The following is a 13975-nucleotide window of genomic DNA, read 5'->3' on the forward strand; positions in this document are numbered from 1 at the left end:
ATATTCCTCTTCGTGTCGGTATGTCCCATATTGAGGCGGGTGGAAAACGCTGTGAATAAGGAGGGCGGGCGGGCGCCGGGGAATTCGCGCGCATTTGCTGAAAAGGGGCATAGGGGCGGCATCGCGTGTTGACGGACCTTGCGGCGGGCGGGAGTTGGCCGCCCGTTGTCCACAGGTGCGAGGGGTTCCGATTCTTTATCCACAGGCTGTGCGTGGAATCTGTGGATGCCGGAAGGGATCGTTCCGCCTCTACTGTCCTGCGCCGGAGTTTCTCTGGGTAAACGTCGTGCGAGTGCTCATTCGGGTGGTAATTGCTCGCCCTAAAGGGTTATTCGAAGGCGTTCAGGTGACGAAGGCGCCTGAGGGTGCGCGTGGGTGCGGCCGACCGCCCTGTGGACGGCCGTCTCGTAGCTAGAGAGATTTGTCGACCTTGACCGTTTCGTCGGGTGCGGGGAGGGGTGACCGTGTCGACTTATCCCCAGGTCGAGTCGCGGCCTGTGGATAACTTCGTCGACTATCCACACACCGCTGTGCCGAACGCCACGCTCCGGCCTCCGGCCGGGCCCGTGGACCGCCGGGCCCGCAGGCTTGTCAGGCCCGGCCGTCCTGGCAGCGCGTCAGCCAGTCCGCGGCGGCCACGAAGTCGTCGTCCGATGTCCCCGGCCGTGGCGGAACCCCGGCGTCCACCCCCGCCTGCGGGTACGAGCCCAGGAACCGCACCTTCGGGCACGTCCGCTTCAGCCCCATCAGCGCCTCGCCCACCCGGCGGTCGGTGATGTGCCCCTCACAGTCGATGGAGAAGCAGTACTGCCCCATGCCCTCACCCGTGGGCCGCGACTCGATCCGCATCAGGTTCACCCCGCGCGAGGCGAATTCCTGGAGCAGCTCCAGCAGCGCGCCCGGGTGGTTGTCCCGCAGCCAGACCACGAACGACGTCCGGTCGGCACCCGTGCGCGCCGCGGGCCGCGCCGGACGACCGGCCAGTACGAAGCGGGTCTGCGCGTTCTGCGCGTCGTGGATGTCGGTGTACAGGGCCTCGAGCCCGTACGTCGCCGCCGCGAACTCCCCGGCGAACGCGGCGTCGTAGCGCCCCTCCTGCACCAGCCGAGCCCCGTCCGCGTTGGACGCCGACGACTCCCACAGCGCGTCCGGCAGGTGCTGCGCCAGCCAGTTGCGCACCTGCGGTTGCGCGACGGGGTGACCGGTGACGGTCTTGATGTCCGAAAGCCGGGTGCCGGGGCGTACGAGCAGCGCGAAGGCGATCTGGAGCAGCACCTCGCGGTAGATCATCAGCGGTGCGCCGGTGGCGAGTTCGTCGAGCGTCGCGGTGACGCCGCCCTCCACGGAGTTCTCGATCGGCACGAGCGCGGCGGCGGCCTCGCCGTTGCGCACGGCGTCGAGCGCGGTCGGCACGGAGACCATGGGCACGAGTTCGCGGGTCGCGGCCTCGGGGAGCGTACGGAGCGCGGCTTCCGTGAAGGTGCCCTCGGGGCCGAGATAGGCATAGCGGCTGGGGGACATGTGCGCTCCTCGCGGGTGGTTTGGGGGCAGCGTCGTCACGATATCTTCCGGCCTCGGCCGACTGATCGACACCGGGGCTCCGCCCCGGACCCCGGTCCTCAATCGCCGGACGGGCTGCAATCAGGGCATCGCCAACGTCACCCCTCCAGCAACCGCTGCCCCACATACTCGCCCGGCGCGCAGCCACCCGGCACAGCGAACAACCCACTCGCCTCATGCCGCAGGAAGCGCGACAGCCCGTCCCCCCGGTCCAGTTTCCGCTGCACCGGAACGAAGCCCTTCAGGGGATCCGCCTGCCAGGCCACGAACAGCAGGCCCGCGTCCGGGGCGCCGTCGTCCAGGAAGCCGTCGTGGTAGGAGAACGCCCGGCGCAGCATGGCCGCGCCGCGGTTGGATTCCGGTGCCGCCACGCGGATGTGCGCGTCGCCCGCGATGGCGAGCGAGCCGTCCTCCTCGATCTTGTTCAGGTCGACCGGGGTCGTCTCCGTGCCGCCGGACAGCGGGGCGCCGTCCGACTTGCGGCGGCCGATGACCTTTTCCTGGCGTTCCAGCGACAGATGGTCCCAGCTGTCGAGCAGCATGCGGATGCGCCGGACGACGGCGTACGAGCCGCCCGCCATCCAGTCGCCGTCGCGGTCCGGCACGAACACCCGGGAGGCGAAGTCGGCGTCCGACGGCTTGGGGTTGTTCGTGCCGTCTATCTGGCCCATCAGATTGCGGCCGGTCAGCGGTCGCGCGGTCGCGCCGGGCGACCGGTTGAAGCCGTTCATCTGCCAGCGGACGCGTGCCGTGCCGGCGGCCTGCTTCTGGAGCAGGCGCAGCGCGTGGAAGGCGACGAGCGAGTCGTCGGCGCCGATCTGTACCCACAGGTCGCCGTCGCTGCGCTTGCGGTCGAGCGCGTCGGCGGTGAAGTCGGGCAGCGGCTCCAGGGCCGCCGGCCGCTTCGCGGTCAGGCCGGTGCGGTCGAAGAAGGTGCGGCCGAAGCCGAAGGTGACGGTCAGGGAGGACGGGCCCGCGTCCAGGGCGATGCCCGTGTCGTCGCCCTTCGGCACCTCGCCCGCCGCCAGCTCCGCCGCCGTCGCCGACCAGCGGCGCAGCAGCGCGGCGGCGGCCTTGCGGTCGGCGCCCGGGGCGAGGTCGAAGGCGACGAGGTGGCCGTGGGCCTGCGCGGGCTCGGCGATGCCCGCCTGGTGCGCGCCGTGGAAGGGCACGGTGGCGGAGCCGACGCCGGCCAGCGCGGCCGGCTTCTCCCGTACGGCCTCGGCCCCGAACGCGCCGGCCGCGCCGCCCGCGACGAGCCCGGCCGCGCCCGCGGCCCCGGCGGTGCCCAGCAGACGGCGGCGGCTGATGCCGTGGTCCTCGGCCCGCTCGTCCTGTTCGGAGGGCTTGCCCTGCCCGGCCCGTCCGGCCCGTCCAGGCTGTCCGGCCTGCTTCGTCTGTTCAGCCATCAGTTGATCTTCACGTTCTTGATCTCGGTGACCTGGTCGATGTCGGAGGTCCGTACGGTCAGGGACAGCTGCCACTCGCCGGCCATCGGCAGCTGGAAGCCGGTGGACTGCCAGCGGCCGCCGGAGCGGCGTTCCAAAGTGGCACGCAGCGGGCCGATCTCCTTCGCCTTCTCGGTGAAGGACACCTCCAGCTCGGGTACGTCCACGGGCCGCCCGGCGGCGTCGGTGACGGCGACGTCGAGGGTGTTGCGGCCGGAGCGTCCGGGGTCGAGGGTGATGCGGGCCGTGCCGCGCCCGTTCGTCCCGCCGGTGTCGTAGGGGATACGCACCTCGGCCGGGCCGGTCGCGGCCGGGGCCGCCGCGCCGGACGCGGCCCGCTGCTGCTCGGCCTCGGCGCGGCCGGGCTGGGTGCCGGTGAGCACGGTGGTGACGGCCAGCAGGACGACCGCCACGGCGGCCTCGGCGCCGACCGAGCGCCGCAGCCCGCTGCGGTTCTCGTCCGCGTCGCGCTCCCGCTTCCCGGCGGCCTTCTCCAGCGCGGCCCGCTGCCGGGCGAGCTGGGCGGCCCGCTCGGCGGAGTCGGAGCCGCCGCCCTTGGCCGCGGCCGCGGCCGTGACCTTCTGCGCGGCCGGCCTGGCCGACTTGGTCTTCTTCGGCTCCGGGCCGTCCGTGAGCCGGGCCGTCCAGCGCCGCGAGAAGTACGCGACGCCGACGAGGACGATCACCAGGCCGGCCTTGACCAGCAGCCACCGGCCGTAGGAGGTGCCGGTGAGCGCGTCCCACGAGCCGACCTGCCGCCAGGACTGGTAGAGCCCGGTCGCGACCAGCGCGCACACCGACGCGAACGCGAGCCGCGAGAAGCGGACCACGGCCGCGCGCCGGAGGGGTTCGCCGGCGCGCAGGGTGGCCAGCAGCGCCGCCAGCCCGCCGAGCCACACCGCGACGGCCACCAGGTGCACCACATCGACCGGCATCGCCAGCCACGCCTGTATGCCGACCGACGCGTGCTCGGCCATCGCCCACGTCGCCGCCAGCCCGACCGCGACGACGGTGCCGCCGATCCCGAGCCCGTAGGCGACGTCCCGGCGCTCGCCGCGCGTGCGGTCGTCGTCCTCACGGGCGTACGAACCGAACAGCACGGCGAGGAAGACGGCCGCGGCGCTCAACAGCAGCAGCCGCGACAGCAGCGCCGCCCCCGGCTTGGTGGCCAGCACGTCGCCGAGCAGCGCGAGATCGAGGACGTCCCCGAGGCCCTTGCCGCTCGTGTACGCGCCCCGCAGCAGCAACAGCGCGGCCGTGGACGCGAAGAGGGTGATCCAGCCGCCGACCGCGATCCGCTGCACGGGCCGCGAGGAGCGGCACACGCCCGCGAAGACGCAGCCGCCGACGAGCAGCACGAAGCCGGCGTAGGCCGCGTAGCGGCCCGCGTCGTAGAGGACCTCGACCGCCGGATCGACCTCGGTGACGGTGGCCGTGGCCTTCACCGTCGTCTTCGACGGCGCCCCGATGGAGAAGGTGAAGGCCCCGGCCACCGGGTGGCTGTCCGCCGAGACGGCCTGCCACGCCACGGTGTACGTACCGTTGGCGAGCCCGGCGCGCAGCGCGACGGCCGCGGAGTCGGACTTGCCGTCCACGTGCTCGGGACCGCCCTGCTCGACCCGCTCGCCGGCCGGGTCGAGGACCCGTATCGAGTCGGCGTTGAGCAGCACTCCCTCGGAGAAGTGGAGTGTGATCCGCTGTGGCGCCGTCTGGACCACCGAACCGTTCGCGGGGTCGGTGGAGGTGAGCGCGGCGTGCGCCGACGCGGGAGTGGCGCCGAACGTGAGCGCGCACAACAGGGCGGCGAGCAGGGTGCCCAGGACGGGCAGCACCCGCCCGGCGGTCGGGGCGGGCAGGGCGGTCGGGGTCGTCATCGCACGTCAGTCCTTGGGACGGAAGGTCGCGGTCTCGACCGGCACCTTGATCTTGACGGGTGCCGACGTGGCGAAGTGCAGGGTGAATTCGATCCGCTCGCCCACCTTGGGCTTGTGGTCGAGCTTGCCGAGCATGAGGTGGGTGCCGCCGCGGGCGAGCGTCAGCTTCCCCTTCGCGGGCACGTCCAGCTTCGCCGCGTGCTTCATCGCCGTGCCCTCGGTGGTGTGCATGGTGATGTCGCGCGAGAGCGGGCTGGTGACGGACGTGAGCTGGTCGGCCTTGCCGCCGTCGTTGGTGACGGTGAGGTAGGCGGCGGCCATGTCGGTCATGGCGGGCTGCGGCAGATAGGCGCCGCTGACGGACAGCTGGGCCTTGTCGCGGCCCAGGGCGTTCTTCTCCGACTGGCAGCCGGTGACCAGCAGCAGACCCCCGGCGAGCACGAGGGGCAGGACGGCGGCGGTGGCGGCGGTGGACTTGGTGATCACGGGTTCTCCCCCTTGACGATCTTGGGAAGATCCTTGGTGTATTCGGCTGCTGTGGTGGTGGTCGTGTAGACCCAGTGGGCCGCGTCGTCCTTCGGCGAGAAGCCGATGACCTGGGCGCCGTGGTTGACGGTGATGGAGCCGTCCTTCTCCTTCTTCGGCTTCTCGACCAGGATGCCGAGCGGCTTGGCCGCGGCCTGGATCGTGTCGAAGCCGCCGGTCAGGCCGACGATGTCCTGCCCGCCCTGCGCGTCGAGCCACTCCCGCATCCGCTTGGGGGTGTCCCGCTCGGGGTCGGTGGTGACGAAGACGACCTGGAGCTTGTCCTGGTCGGCCTTGGGCAGCTTCTTCTCGGCGGCGGCGATGTCGGCGACCACGGTCGAGCAGACGTCGGGGCAGTAGGTGTAGCCGAAGTAGAGGAGTACGGGCCTGCCCTTGGTCTCCTTGACCAGCTCGTACTTCTTGCCCGCCGTGTCGTCGAGGACCAGGTCCGGCTTGTCCTTCGGGCTGTCGAGGACGATGGGGGCCTTCTTGGGCTCCGCGGACACGTCGGCCGCGGGCTTGTCGGCGCTGTTGTCGTCCCCGCCACCGTCACAGGCGGTCAGGGTGAGCGCGGCGGCGGTTGCCAGTGCCGCGCCCAGGATCTTGGTGCGCATGGAGTTCTTCTCCGGGGTCGGTCCGAGATGCGGGGCGGCGGACGGGCCTTGGCCGCCGCCCCGGTCGTGACCGTCGGAATGTCGGACGGTCACATGGTGGGTGGGCCTGGCTCAGGCGTTGCGACGGCGCCCGGCGACGATGCCGAAGGCGGCGCCGGCCACGCCGACGACGATGCCGACGATGCCGAGCACCCGGGCGGTGGTGTCGGACGCGTCCTTGTCACCGGAGTCGGAGGCGGCGGCCTCGTCCGTGTCGTCCTTGGCGTCGCCGTTCTTGTCGCTCTTGGCGTTCTTGTCGTGGTGGTCGGGCGACGTCTTCTCGACGAGCTTGAGGGTCGGCGCCGGGTGCTCGGCCTCGTGCCCGCCCGGCTTGGACGGGTCGATCCAGCGCACGACCTCGTCGTCGGAGTAGGTCTGGAGCGCCTTGAAGACCAGCTCGTCGGCGTCGGTGGGCAGCTGGCCGACCGACAGCGGGAACTGCTGGAACTGACCCGGCTCGATCTTGCCGCCGGACCAGGTGATCTTGGTGACGGCCTCGGTGATCGTCTTGCCGTGCGTCTGGAGCGGCTTGTCGAGCTTGGACTTCTCGACCTTCACGTCCCAGCCCGGGACGGGCTGCGGCATCACGGACGACAGCGGGTGCTTCGGGTCGAGGGTGACCTCCAGCTTGACCGTCGAGGCGTCGTCCTTCTCGTTCGGCACCTTGAGGGCGATGGTGCCGTAGCCGCCCTTCTCGGCGGTGCCCGGGATGCTCACGTGCGCGGAGGCGGGACCGGCGAGCAGCAGGGTGGCACCGACGGCGAGGGAGCCGGCGACGGAGAGACGGCGGAGACGAGCGCTATTGGTGTTCATGGGGGTACTCCACAGGCAGGAGGGGACGAAGAGGTGATGGCGCGCGTGCGGTGACAACACGACCGCCCTCCCGTCCGAATGCCGGAGTGCGTCGTGTGGTCAGGCCGCGAGGTCGAAGCGCGGCGGTCCCCGCCTGATCACGAAGTGCTGGAGCGCGGGCTCGGTCGCCGGACGCTCCTCTTCCCCGAACGCCCGCCGGACGGCCGTCACCGGCTGGTGGACCGCCTGGGCGCCCATGGCCCGGACGAGCACGAGCGCGGCGCGCAGCGCCCCGACGAGCGTGATCTCAGCGACCTCGCGCGCCGACCGCTGCGACAGCCGCACCAGGCGCCACAGCGCCTGGTCGCCGCGGCGCAGCAGCCAGCCCGCGGCCAGCGCCGCGAGCAGGTGGCCGAGCAGCATCGGCAGCGAGGGCGCCAGCAGGTGCGGGAGCGGGGAGCCGCCGGTGGCGGGGGCGTCCATCGGAGCGGTCATGACCATGCCCGACGGATGGACGGCGGGGTCGAGCCCGGCGTCGGTGATGACGCGGCGCGCGTCGGCGCCGGACAGCGGATGGGACCGGTTGCAGATCAGCTGGGCGGCGAAGCTGATCAGCCGCCCCTCACCGCCCGCCTGCTCGCGGGTGACCGCGGCGCCCTGCTGTCCGAGCCCGAAGAGGGTGTGCAGGGCGAGCTGGCCGACGGCCAGTCCGGCCGCGATGCCCGGCAGCGAACGCTCCCGCCCGGCCAGCGGCACGGCGATCGCGAGGACGACGAGGAATCCCGCGCCCAGCGTCCACAGCGGCACGCTCGCACAGGAGGCCAGCACATGCCCGCCCGCGGACAGCAGAACACAGACCGCGGTGAACACCGCGGCCCGGAGCAGTCGCAGATCGGCGCCGACGCGCGCGACGGGGTGAGGCATGGCTGCGCCATCATCCCACCGGCCTTACCCCTTACCTACGGCAGGGGTCGGCCCTTTCGCGCTGCGAACGCGCGCCCGCGTACGCCGGTGTTCGTCTCATATACACCGGTGCACCGCCACGCCGCGTCGTCCGAATGAGCGGACTCACACACTCCGGAGGCTTACGAGCCCCCACCCCTGGCTATACGTATCGGTATGTCGAGCCGCAGCCAGGAGGCTGAGCATGAGCATTTGGTGGTCACTCCACTTGCGGCGCGAAGCTGCGAGCGTTCCGCTCGCCCGGCGGCTTCTCATCGGCACCATGGAGACGGCCGGGGTCGATCCCGAAATCTCGTACGACCTCTCGGTGGCCCTGAGCGAAGCGTGTGCGAACGCCGTCGAGCACGGCGGTGACGCTTCCACGGACTACCGCGTCACCGCCTTCATCGACGGCGACACCTGCCGCATCGAGGTGACCGATTCGGGCCCCGGCTTCGCCGACCGCCCTCGCGAACCCCGCCGCACCAAGCGGCACCTCCCCCCACCGCAGACGAAGACCCCGGTTTCGGCTCATGAGGAGCACGGCCGGGGTCTCTTCCTGATCGAGTCCCTCACCGACCACGTCCGCGTGCGCAACCGGCCGGGCCGGCAGGGCGCCGTGGTGAGCTTCGACAAGATCCTCAAGTGGAGAGAGGGCGCGGCGCTGCTCCAGGCGTCGTGACAGGGCTGGGCGCGGGTCGCTAGGCGCCATCCTGTTGAAACCGGCTGTGGCCGGCGAAGCATCGTGTGCGGGGCCTCGGTGAGGTCATCACCGCAGCACGTTTTCGCGGCGGGGCCGGGCGCGGTGTGCGGAGAGAGGCCGGGTGGCGACCGCCCTCGGGCCTCGCACGTCACCCCGCCGACTGACCCATGGTCGACCCGTGCTCCGGGCGAGGCCGGTGGGAGCCTGTGGCGGCGGTCACGCGCAACGCCGGTGGCCGATAACGCCCGTTGAGCGTCCCGGGGGCCGTAGCCGCGGGGTTGACATGCGGGGCAGGCGGCTCAGGGCTGTGGCGAGACCCTGCCGACCCGGCGTCGACGTGCGGTCCGCTGGCCGAATAAGTGGTATCGGCGTCCGAATCTGCCCCTCGCTCTCCTGTACCAGATTCACAGTGCAATTAGAAGCCTCTTCTGCGTCGCTTTAATCGCTTGCCCGTCCGATTGGCGCGTGGTTACCGTGAGGATCACCAGGCTGCAGGGGAAGTTATCTCATTTGTGAATCGAGGAGCGTTTTGTGACGTCGCCGTTATGTCTCGACGAACCTGCCTCAGCACTGTCGAAGCATTTCCCTGAAAACGGCTCCGGGCCGTTTTTTGGCACGCCTTGCGGAATTCTGTCACCGCTTTACGGACGACTGGAGAGCGAATCCGGCCTGCGGACCGTCTCGCGGGAGGACAACGCTGTCGGCATTGCGGCCGGAGCGGCTATGGCCGGCCGGTCGCCCGTGGTCATGATGCGGAACTCCGGCCTGGGGCAGTCGATCAACGCCCTGCCTCACTGGTCGTACCGTACGAGATCCCGATGCTGCTGATCGTGAGTCTTCGCGGGATACAACCCGACACGACTCAGGAGAACCTCGCGATGGGGCGTCTTACCGAGCCGCTGTTAAGCGACCTCGGTATTCCGGCCGGGCGACTCCAGGCGGACAGATTGGCCGCCCAGGTCGATTGGGCGCGAGAAACCGTCTGTGTGCAACGAAGGGCTGCCGCACTGCTCGTCCCTCCGACTCTCTTCGGCTGGCAGGCGTGAACAAGACATCGGCAATCCGCACCATAGTGGCGGCGACCACCGGACAGCCGGTCATATTCACCACCGGTTATTCATGCCGTATTGCCCAGCACATTGCCGACCGGCCCAGTCATTTCTATATGACGGGTTCGATGGGGCTCGCCGCTTCGGTCGGCACGGGTGTCGCCATGGCGACCGGCCTGGCGACCGTCGTCGTCGACGGTGACGGCAGCCTGCTGATGAACCCGGCCGGCCTGATCACCGCCGGCGCGATGCCGGACCTCGGACTGCTCCACGTGGTGCTCGACGACGGCTCCTACGCCTCGACCGGCGGCCAGGCCGCCCCGTCGACGCGGACCGATTTCGCGGCGTGGGCCCGTGCGTGCGGCTACGCACAGGTATTGCGGGCGGACGAGCCGGACGCCTTCGGCGCAATGCTGCGCGAGGCGCTGGCGGACTGCTCTTCACCGGTCTTCATCCACTGCCTCCTGACGGCACAGGACACCGCGGTACCACCGCGCATCCGCGGCGATCTCGGCGACCATCAGCGCCGATTCAGCCACGACCTGCAGGCCACCATGGGCACCCGCGTCTAAGGAGCAAGAGTGAGCGTCAACGACCGCATCGCAGCGACCTCTTCCGCACTGGCCACCCACGACCATGCCAGCCTCCTCGCGCGCTACTACCCTCTGGTGGCCGAGTTCGCGTCGCGGTACGAACCGAAGTCCACCGGCGAGGGCTTCGAACCTTCGATGCGGCTTCCTGAGCTGGACGCCAAGGTCGCCGAGTTCCTGTCTCCCGCCACCGCCGGCCTGTACGACCTCGGCGAGCGCCGGGGGCTGCCGTTGCGGCTGCTGGATCTGCGGCAGAATCCGCACACGCAGACCACCAAGACCTTTGCCTCGCTGATCATCGTGGCCCGCGCGGTACGCCATATCCAGGACACCGGTGAACCGATTGTCCTTTTCTCGCCTTCCTCGGGAAACAAGGCCGTCGCGCTGCGCGACGCCGTCGCCCGCGCCCTGACCGCCGGTCTCGTACGGCCGGAACAACTGCGGGTGGTCACACTGACGCCCGCGCAGACCACGGGGAAGCTGCGCGGTTCGATCCTGACCGAGGACTCCGAACTGCGCGCGCTCAACCCGGTGTTCGTCCTCGACGACGCACCGCCGGAGGCTGTCAAGCAGGTGGGGCAGGAATTCAAGCGCCTCTTCGCCGCCAGCGGGTGCGAGGACTTCCGGCTGTGGCACTCGCTGCGGCTGGAGAACTACCGGGTCGCGGACATCGTGCGGGCCCTGTACGACTACGACTTCGGCCAGGCCGGCCACAGCGGCGTGCGTACCGTCCACGCCCACGCGGTGTCCAGTGCCTTCGGATTACTCGGCTACCACAGCGGTGTCGAACTGCTCAAGGAGCTCCGCCACGCTGGAGCACACCTTCTACACCCACGAGCCGACGACTGCCACCGAGATGAGCGGACTCATATCCGCCAACGGCGGCACGGGCGTCGTGGTGTCGTTGCTGGAGTGCATGGAACGGTACGCGGAGTGCCGCGAACTGCTGCGCAAGAGCCCCGTGCTGCTTCCCGAGGACCCGCGCCGACTCACCGAGTGGTCCTTGGTCATGGCCGTCACCGGTGTGCTCAACGCGATCGACCGCGGGCTGCTGCCGGACGCCGACGGCATCACCATCCACGCTTCCGGTACCTACGGAGTGGATGACTACGAGCCCGTCCCAGAAGAGTGGATCCACCACGTGACCGGCGCGGGACCCATCCTCGACACCGTACTCGGCAGGACGCACTCCTGAAGGCTTGCAGATTGGTTTGGGAGATGAACGACAACCCCGACTATTTCCTCCGGGAGAACTCCGGCACGACCGAACTCGGCGAGTCGGCGCGCACCGCCTACCTGGGCGTGAAGGAGGGACTCACCTATATCGCCCCGTTCGTCGAGGACCGGTTCCTGACCGAGCGGGCCGGGGAGCGGACAGCACCTGTCGGCGATTCCCCCGGCCTCGCGAAGCTGTGGCCATCGGTCGATGCCGATCTGGCGATCCTGGTGGCACCCACCGACGTGGTCGACTCGCTCGCAGAGCCGCGCGACATCCGGGCAGTGTCCCGGATACACCAGGTGGTGGACACCAGCCGCGGCCACGAACATGTGATGACCCAGCTCCTCTCACGGCGCGAGGGCAGGCGGCGCCGGAACGCCGAGCGGGCCGGCTTCACCTACGACGTGTCCCATCGGGACGAGGACTTCTACGAGTTCTACCGGACCATGCACGTGCCGACCATGCACACCCGCTATGCGGACAGGGCCCGCAGCGTGGAGGAGGAACAGGCATTTCGGACCCTCTTCCGTGAGGGCGTGCTGTTCCGCGTACTCCAGTCCGGAGAGTGGGTGGCGGGCAGCGTCTGCCACATCGACCGGGAGAGCCGCACACTCAACGCACGGCTGATCGGCATCAAGGGGGGTTCCGACACCTATCGTGAAGCGGGTGCCCAGACCTATATCTACTATGCGAACCTCGACTGGGCCGCCTCCCAGGACAGCATCGACACCCTCGACTTCCAGGGCTGTGAGCCGTTCCTGACCAAGGGAACCTTCCAGTACAAGAAGCGATTCGGAACCACCGCCGTCATTCCGGACAATGTCTTCGGCCGCCTCCGCATGCTCATCAGACCGAACGCACTGACCCCGTCGGTACGTCGCTTCCTGGTGAACAACCCGGTCATCGGAGTCAGTTCATCCGGCGAACTCGTCGCCAAGTACTTCTACGACCAGGACAACCCACTCCGCACCGACATCCACCACAACTCGCCAGGCATCACCGACTCCGTATCGATCAACCTCGACGAGCTGTAGAGGCCGCGCGTTCATGAAATTGCTCACCGTCGTCGCGTCAGCTGCGATCTACGCCCTGATGAGCGCTGTGATGAAGGAGGCGAGCAGCACCGGCGACGCGTCGGTGGCGCTGGTCGCCAGATACATCTTCGCCTGCGCCACCCTCGCACCGCTCTACCTGGCGAGCGGACGCCCCACGGTACGGACCTCGCAGCTGCGTTGGCATCTGATGCGCGGCGGGCTGGGCTTTGCCATGTTCCTCTGCTACACCCTGGCCCTGGAGCGGATGCCACTGCAGAACGCGATGGTGCTCAACTCCAGCTATCTGCTGTTCGTGCCCCTTCTCATGCTGCTCTTCATGCGTCAGCGTGTCGGGCCCTTCGCGGTGGCAGGGCTGGTGCTCGGCTTCGCCGGCATCGTCGTGGTGGCCGGTGCGCAACCGGACGGCTTCCTCGACTGGGGCAGCCTGCTCGCGCTCGCCTCGGGCGTGGCCTCGGCCGGTGCCAACATCATGGTGATCCGGCTGCGCCAAACGGACAGCAGTTTCTCCGTGGTCTTCTACTTCTTCGGCGTCTCCCTGGTGCTGTCCCTCGGGTGGGCGCTGCTGACCGGCCATTCGATGACCGTGGGCAACTGGTGGCTGATCGTCGCCGTCGGCGCCCTCAGCGCGGTCTACCAGCAGTTGCTCGCCTATGCGCTCAAGCACCTGAGCGGCGAACTGGTCTCCAGCGTGATGGCCAGTTCGATGGTGTTCGGATTTGCCTTGGACATGGTGATGTTCGAACACTTCCCGTCGGTGCGCGACTACGCGGGCTCGGCACTGATCCTGACGGGAGCGCTGGTGGTGGTGTGGGCGAACCGCCTCCGGGCGCGGCGCGGCGAGCAGCCGGTTTTGCCCCCGGTCGGCAACGCCCCGATGGGGGACCGGCAGCGGAAGTGACAGCCGGGTAAGGGGGGCACTCGGGCGGCGGCCGACGACTCGGCCGCCGCTTTGGCGTTTTTCGATCCGTACCGGTCCCTCGTACCGATGCCGTCCCGGCGGCCGGCGGCGGGCACCCGACGACCCGGCGCCGCCACGCCGCCCGCCCGACCGGCTGCGAACCGCCGCTGAACCGATGAGCCCCCGCCCGGCCAGGGCCTTGCATCAAGCTGCACCGCGCCGCGGCACAGGCTGCAGCAAGCTGACATCAAAGTGCATGGAGAGCGGCCGCGCCCGCTGGCAATCTTTTCTCGTACCCAGAAACGGGTCGGGGAAAAAACAGCCAGGGGGAATCATGAAGAAGGCAATCCGCAACGCGACCGTCGCTCTCGTCATCGCCGCCGGAATCACCGCGGGAACGACCGGGATCGCCGCCGCGAGCACCGCTGAGAACACCACTCACCACACTGCCGCTTCCTCGATTCCCGCTGAGCAGAACCCTGCCGGGGAGACGCTGCACCAGGTCAAGAAGATTGTCGCCGACGTCAAGCCGGTCAACGGTTGGCAGGTCAATGGCTGGCAGGTCAACGGCTGGCAGTGAGCATCGCCCGAAAGGCGATGTGTCAGCGGCGATATCCACCCGGTGCGCACCTTGAATCAGCGCCCCGCATTCTATGAGGGTCACGAA

At 69.6% G+C, this 13975-nt stretch carries 14 protein-coding genes and 1 pseudogene; 8 read left to right on the forward strand and 7 right to left on the reverse strand.

Annotated features, from left to right (window positions below; all coding sequences use genetic code 11):
• Nucleotides 1-591: 591 nt before the first annotated feature.
• The 7 genes from pheA to AB8O64_RS18650 all read right to left on the reverse strand — a co-directional run bounded on the left by pheA (nt 592) and on the right by AB8O64_RS18650 (nt 7776).
• Complete coding sequence (pheA, locus tag AB8O64_RS18620) at nt 592-1521, reverse strand: prephenate dehydratase (protein ID WP_356457764.1); 930 nt, start codon at nt 1519-1521, stop codon at nt 592-594.
• A gap of 137 nt (nt 1522-1658) precedes the next feature.
• Entirely contained in the window at nt 1659-2969 is a 1311-nt protein-coding gene (efeB, locus tag AB8O64_RS18625; RefSeq protein ID WP_370420083.1) for an iron uptake transporter deferrochelatase/peroxidase subunit, read from the reverse strand.
• Complete coding sequence (locus tag AB8O64_RS18630) at nt 2969-4882, reverse strand: copper resistance protein CopC (protein ID WP_370420084.1); 1914 nt, start codon at nt 4880-4882, stop codon at nt 2969-2971. Before AB8O64_RS18630 ends, efeB begins: the two co-directional genes overlap by 1 nt.
• A gap of 6 nt (nt 4883-4888) precedes the next feature.
• Nucleotides 4889-5368 carry a copper chaperone PCu(A)C gene (locus tag AB8O64_RS18635; RefSeq protein ID WP_370420085.1) on the reverse strand — a complete coding sequence of 160 codons (480 nt, stop codon included), beginning with the start codon at nt 5366-5368 and terminating at the stop codon, nt 4889-4891.
• Entirely contained in the window at nt 5365-6021 is a 657-nt protein-coding gene (locus tag AB8O64_RS18640; RefSeq protein WP_370420086.1) for an SCO family protein, read from the reverse strand. The genes AB8O64_RS18635 and AB8O64_RS18640 overlap by 4 nt, the downstream gene beginning before the upstream one ends.
• A gap of 111 nt (nt 6022-6132) precedes the next feature.
• On the reverse strand, nt 6133-6873 hold the full coding sequence (locus tag AB8O64_RS18645) for a YcnI family protein (protein ID WP_370420087.1): 741 nt from the start codon (nt 6871-6873) through the stop codon (nt 6133-6135).
• Between the two features lie 99 nt (nt 6874-6972).
• Nucleotides 6973-7776 carry a hypothetical protein gene (locus tag AB8O64_RS18650; RefSeq protein WP_370420088.1) on the reverse strand — a complete coding sequence of 268 codons (804 nt, stop codon included), beginning with the start codon at nt 7774-7776 and terminating at the stop codon, nt 6973-6975.
• Nucleotides 7777-7999: 223 nt separating this feature from the next.
• Here AB8O64_RS18650 and AB8O64_RS18655 point away from each other — a divergent pair, with 223 nt between their 5' ends.
• The 8 genes and pseudogenes from AB8O64_RS18655 (at nt 8000) to AB8O64_RS18690 (ending at nt 13888) form a co-directional block, all read left to right on the forward strand.
• The gene (locus AB8O64_RS18655; RefSeq protein ID WP_130878499.1) at nt 8000-8476 is read left to right on the forward strand and encodes an ATP-binding protein; all 477 of its coding nucleotides are present in this window, start codon (nt 8000-8002) and stop codon (nt 8474-8476) included.
• An 839-nt stretch (nt 8477-9315) separates the two neighbouring features.
• Nucleotides 9316-9543: a hypothetical protein gene (locus tag AB8O64_RS18660; RefSeq protein ID WP_370420089.1), complete on the forward strand. Its 228-nt coding sequence runs from the start codon at nt 9316-9318 to the stop codon at nt 9541-9543.
• Between the two features lie 26 nt (nt 9544-9569).
• A complete protein-coding gene (locus tag AB8O64_RS18665; RefSeq protein ID WP_370423900.1) occupies nt 9570-10118 on the forward strand; it encodes a thiamine pyrophosphate-dependent enzyme in 549 nt (182 codons plus the stop codon).
• Nucleotides 10119-10214: 96 nt separating this feature from the next.
• Nucleotides 10215-10875 (forward strand): annotated as a pseudogene (locus tag AB8O64_RS18670) (DUF6002 family protein); the annotation flags it as partial.
• Nucleotides 10876-10992: 117 nt separating this feature from the next.
• Nucleotides 10993-11331 carry a DUF6002 family protein gene (locus tag AB8O64_RS18675; RefSeq protein WP_370420090.1) on the forward strand — a complete coding sequence of 113 codons (339 nt, stop codon included), beginning with the start codon at nt 10993-10995 and terminating at the stop codon, nt 11329-11331.
• A 23-nt stretch (nt 11332-11354) separates the two neighbouring features.
• The gene (locus AB8O64_RS18680; protein ID WP_370420091.1) at nt 11355-12389 is read left to right on the forward strand and encodes a hypothetical protein; all 1035 of its coding nucleotides are present in this window, start codon (nt 11355-11357) and stop codon (nt 12387-12389) included.
• Between the two features lie 13 nt (nt 12390-12402).
• Nucleotides 12403-13308, forward strand: a complete 906-nt coding sequence (locus AB8O64_RS18685) for a DMT family transporter (protein WP_370420092.1) — start codon at nt 12403-12405, stop codon at nt 13306-13308.
• A 334-nt stretch (nt 13309-13642) separates the two neighbouring features.
• Entirely contained in the window at nt 13643-13888 is a 246-nt protein-coding gene (locus AB8O64_RS18690; RefSeq protein WP_370420093.1) for a hypothetical protein, read from the forward strand.
• The last annotated feature ends 87 nt before the right edge of the window (nt 13889-13975 follow it).

Source organism: Streptomyces sp. QH1-20, from assembly GCF_041283565.1.
In the GTDB taxonomy this organism is placed as follows: domain Bacteria; phylum Actinomycetota; class Actinomycetes; order Streptomycetales; family Streptomycetaceae; genus Streptomyces; species Streptomyces syringius.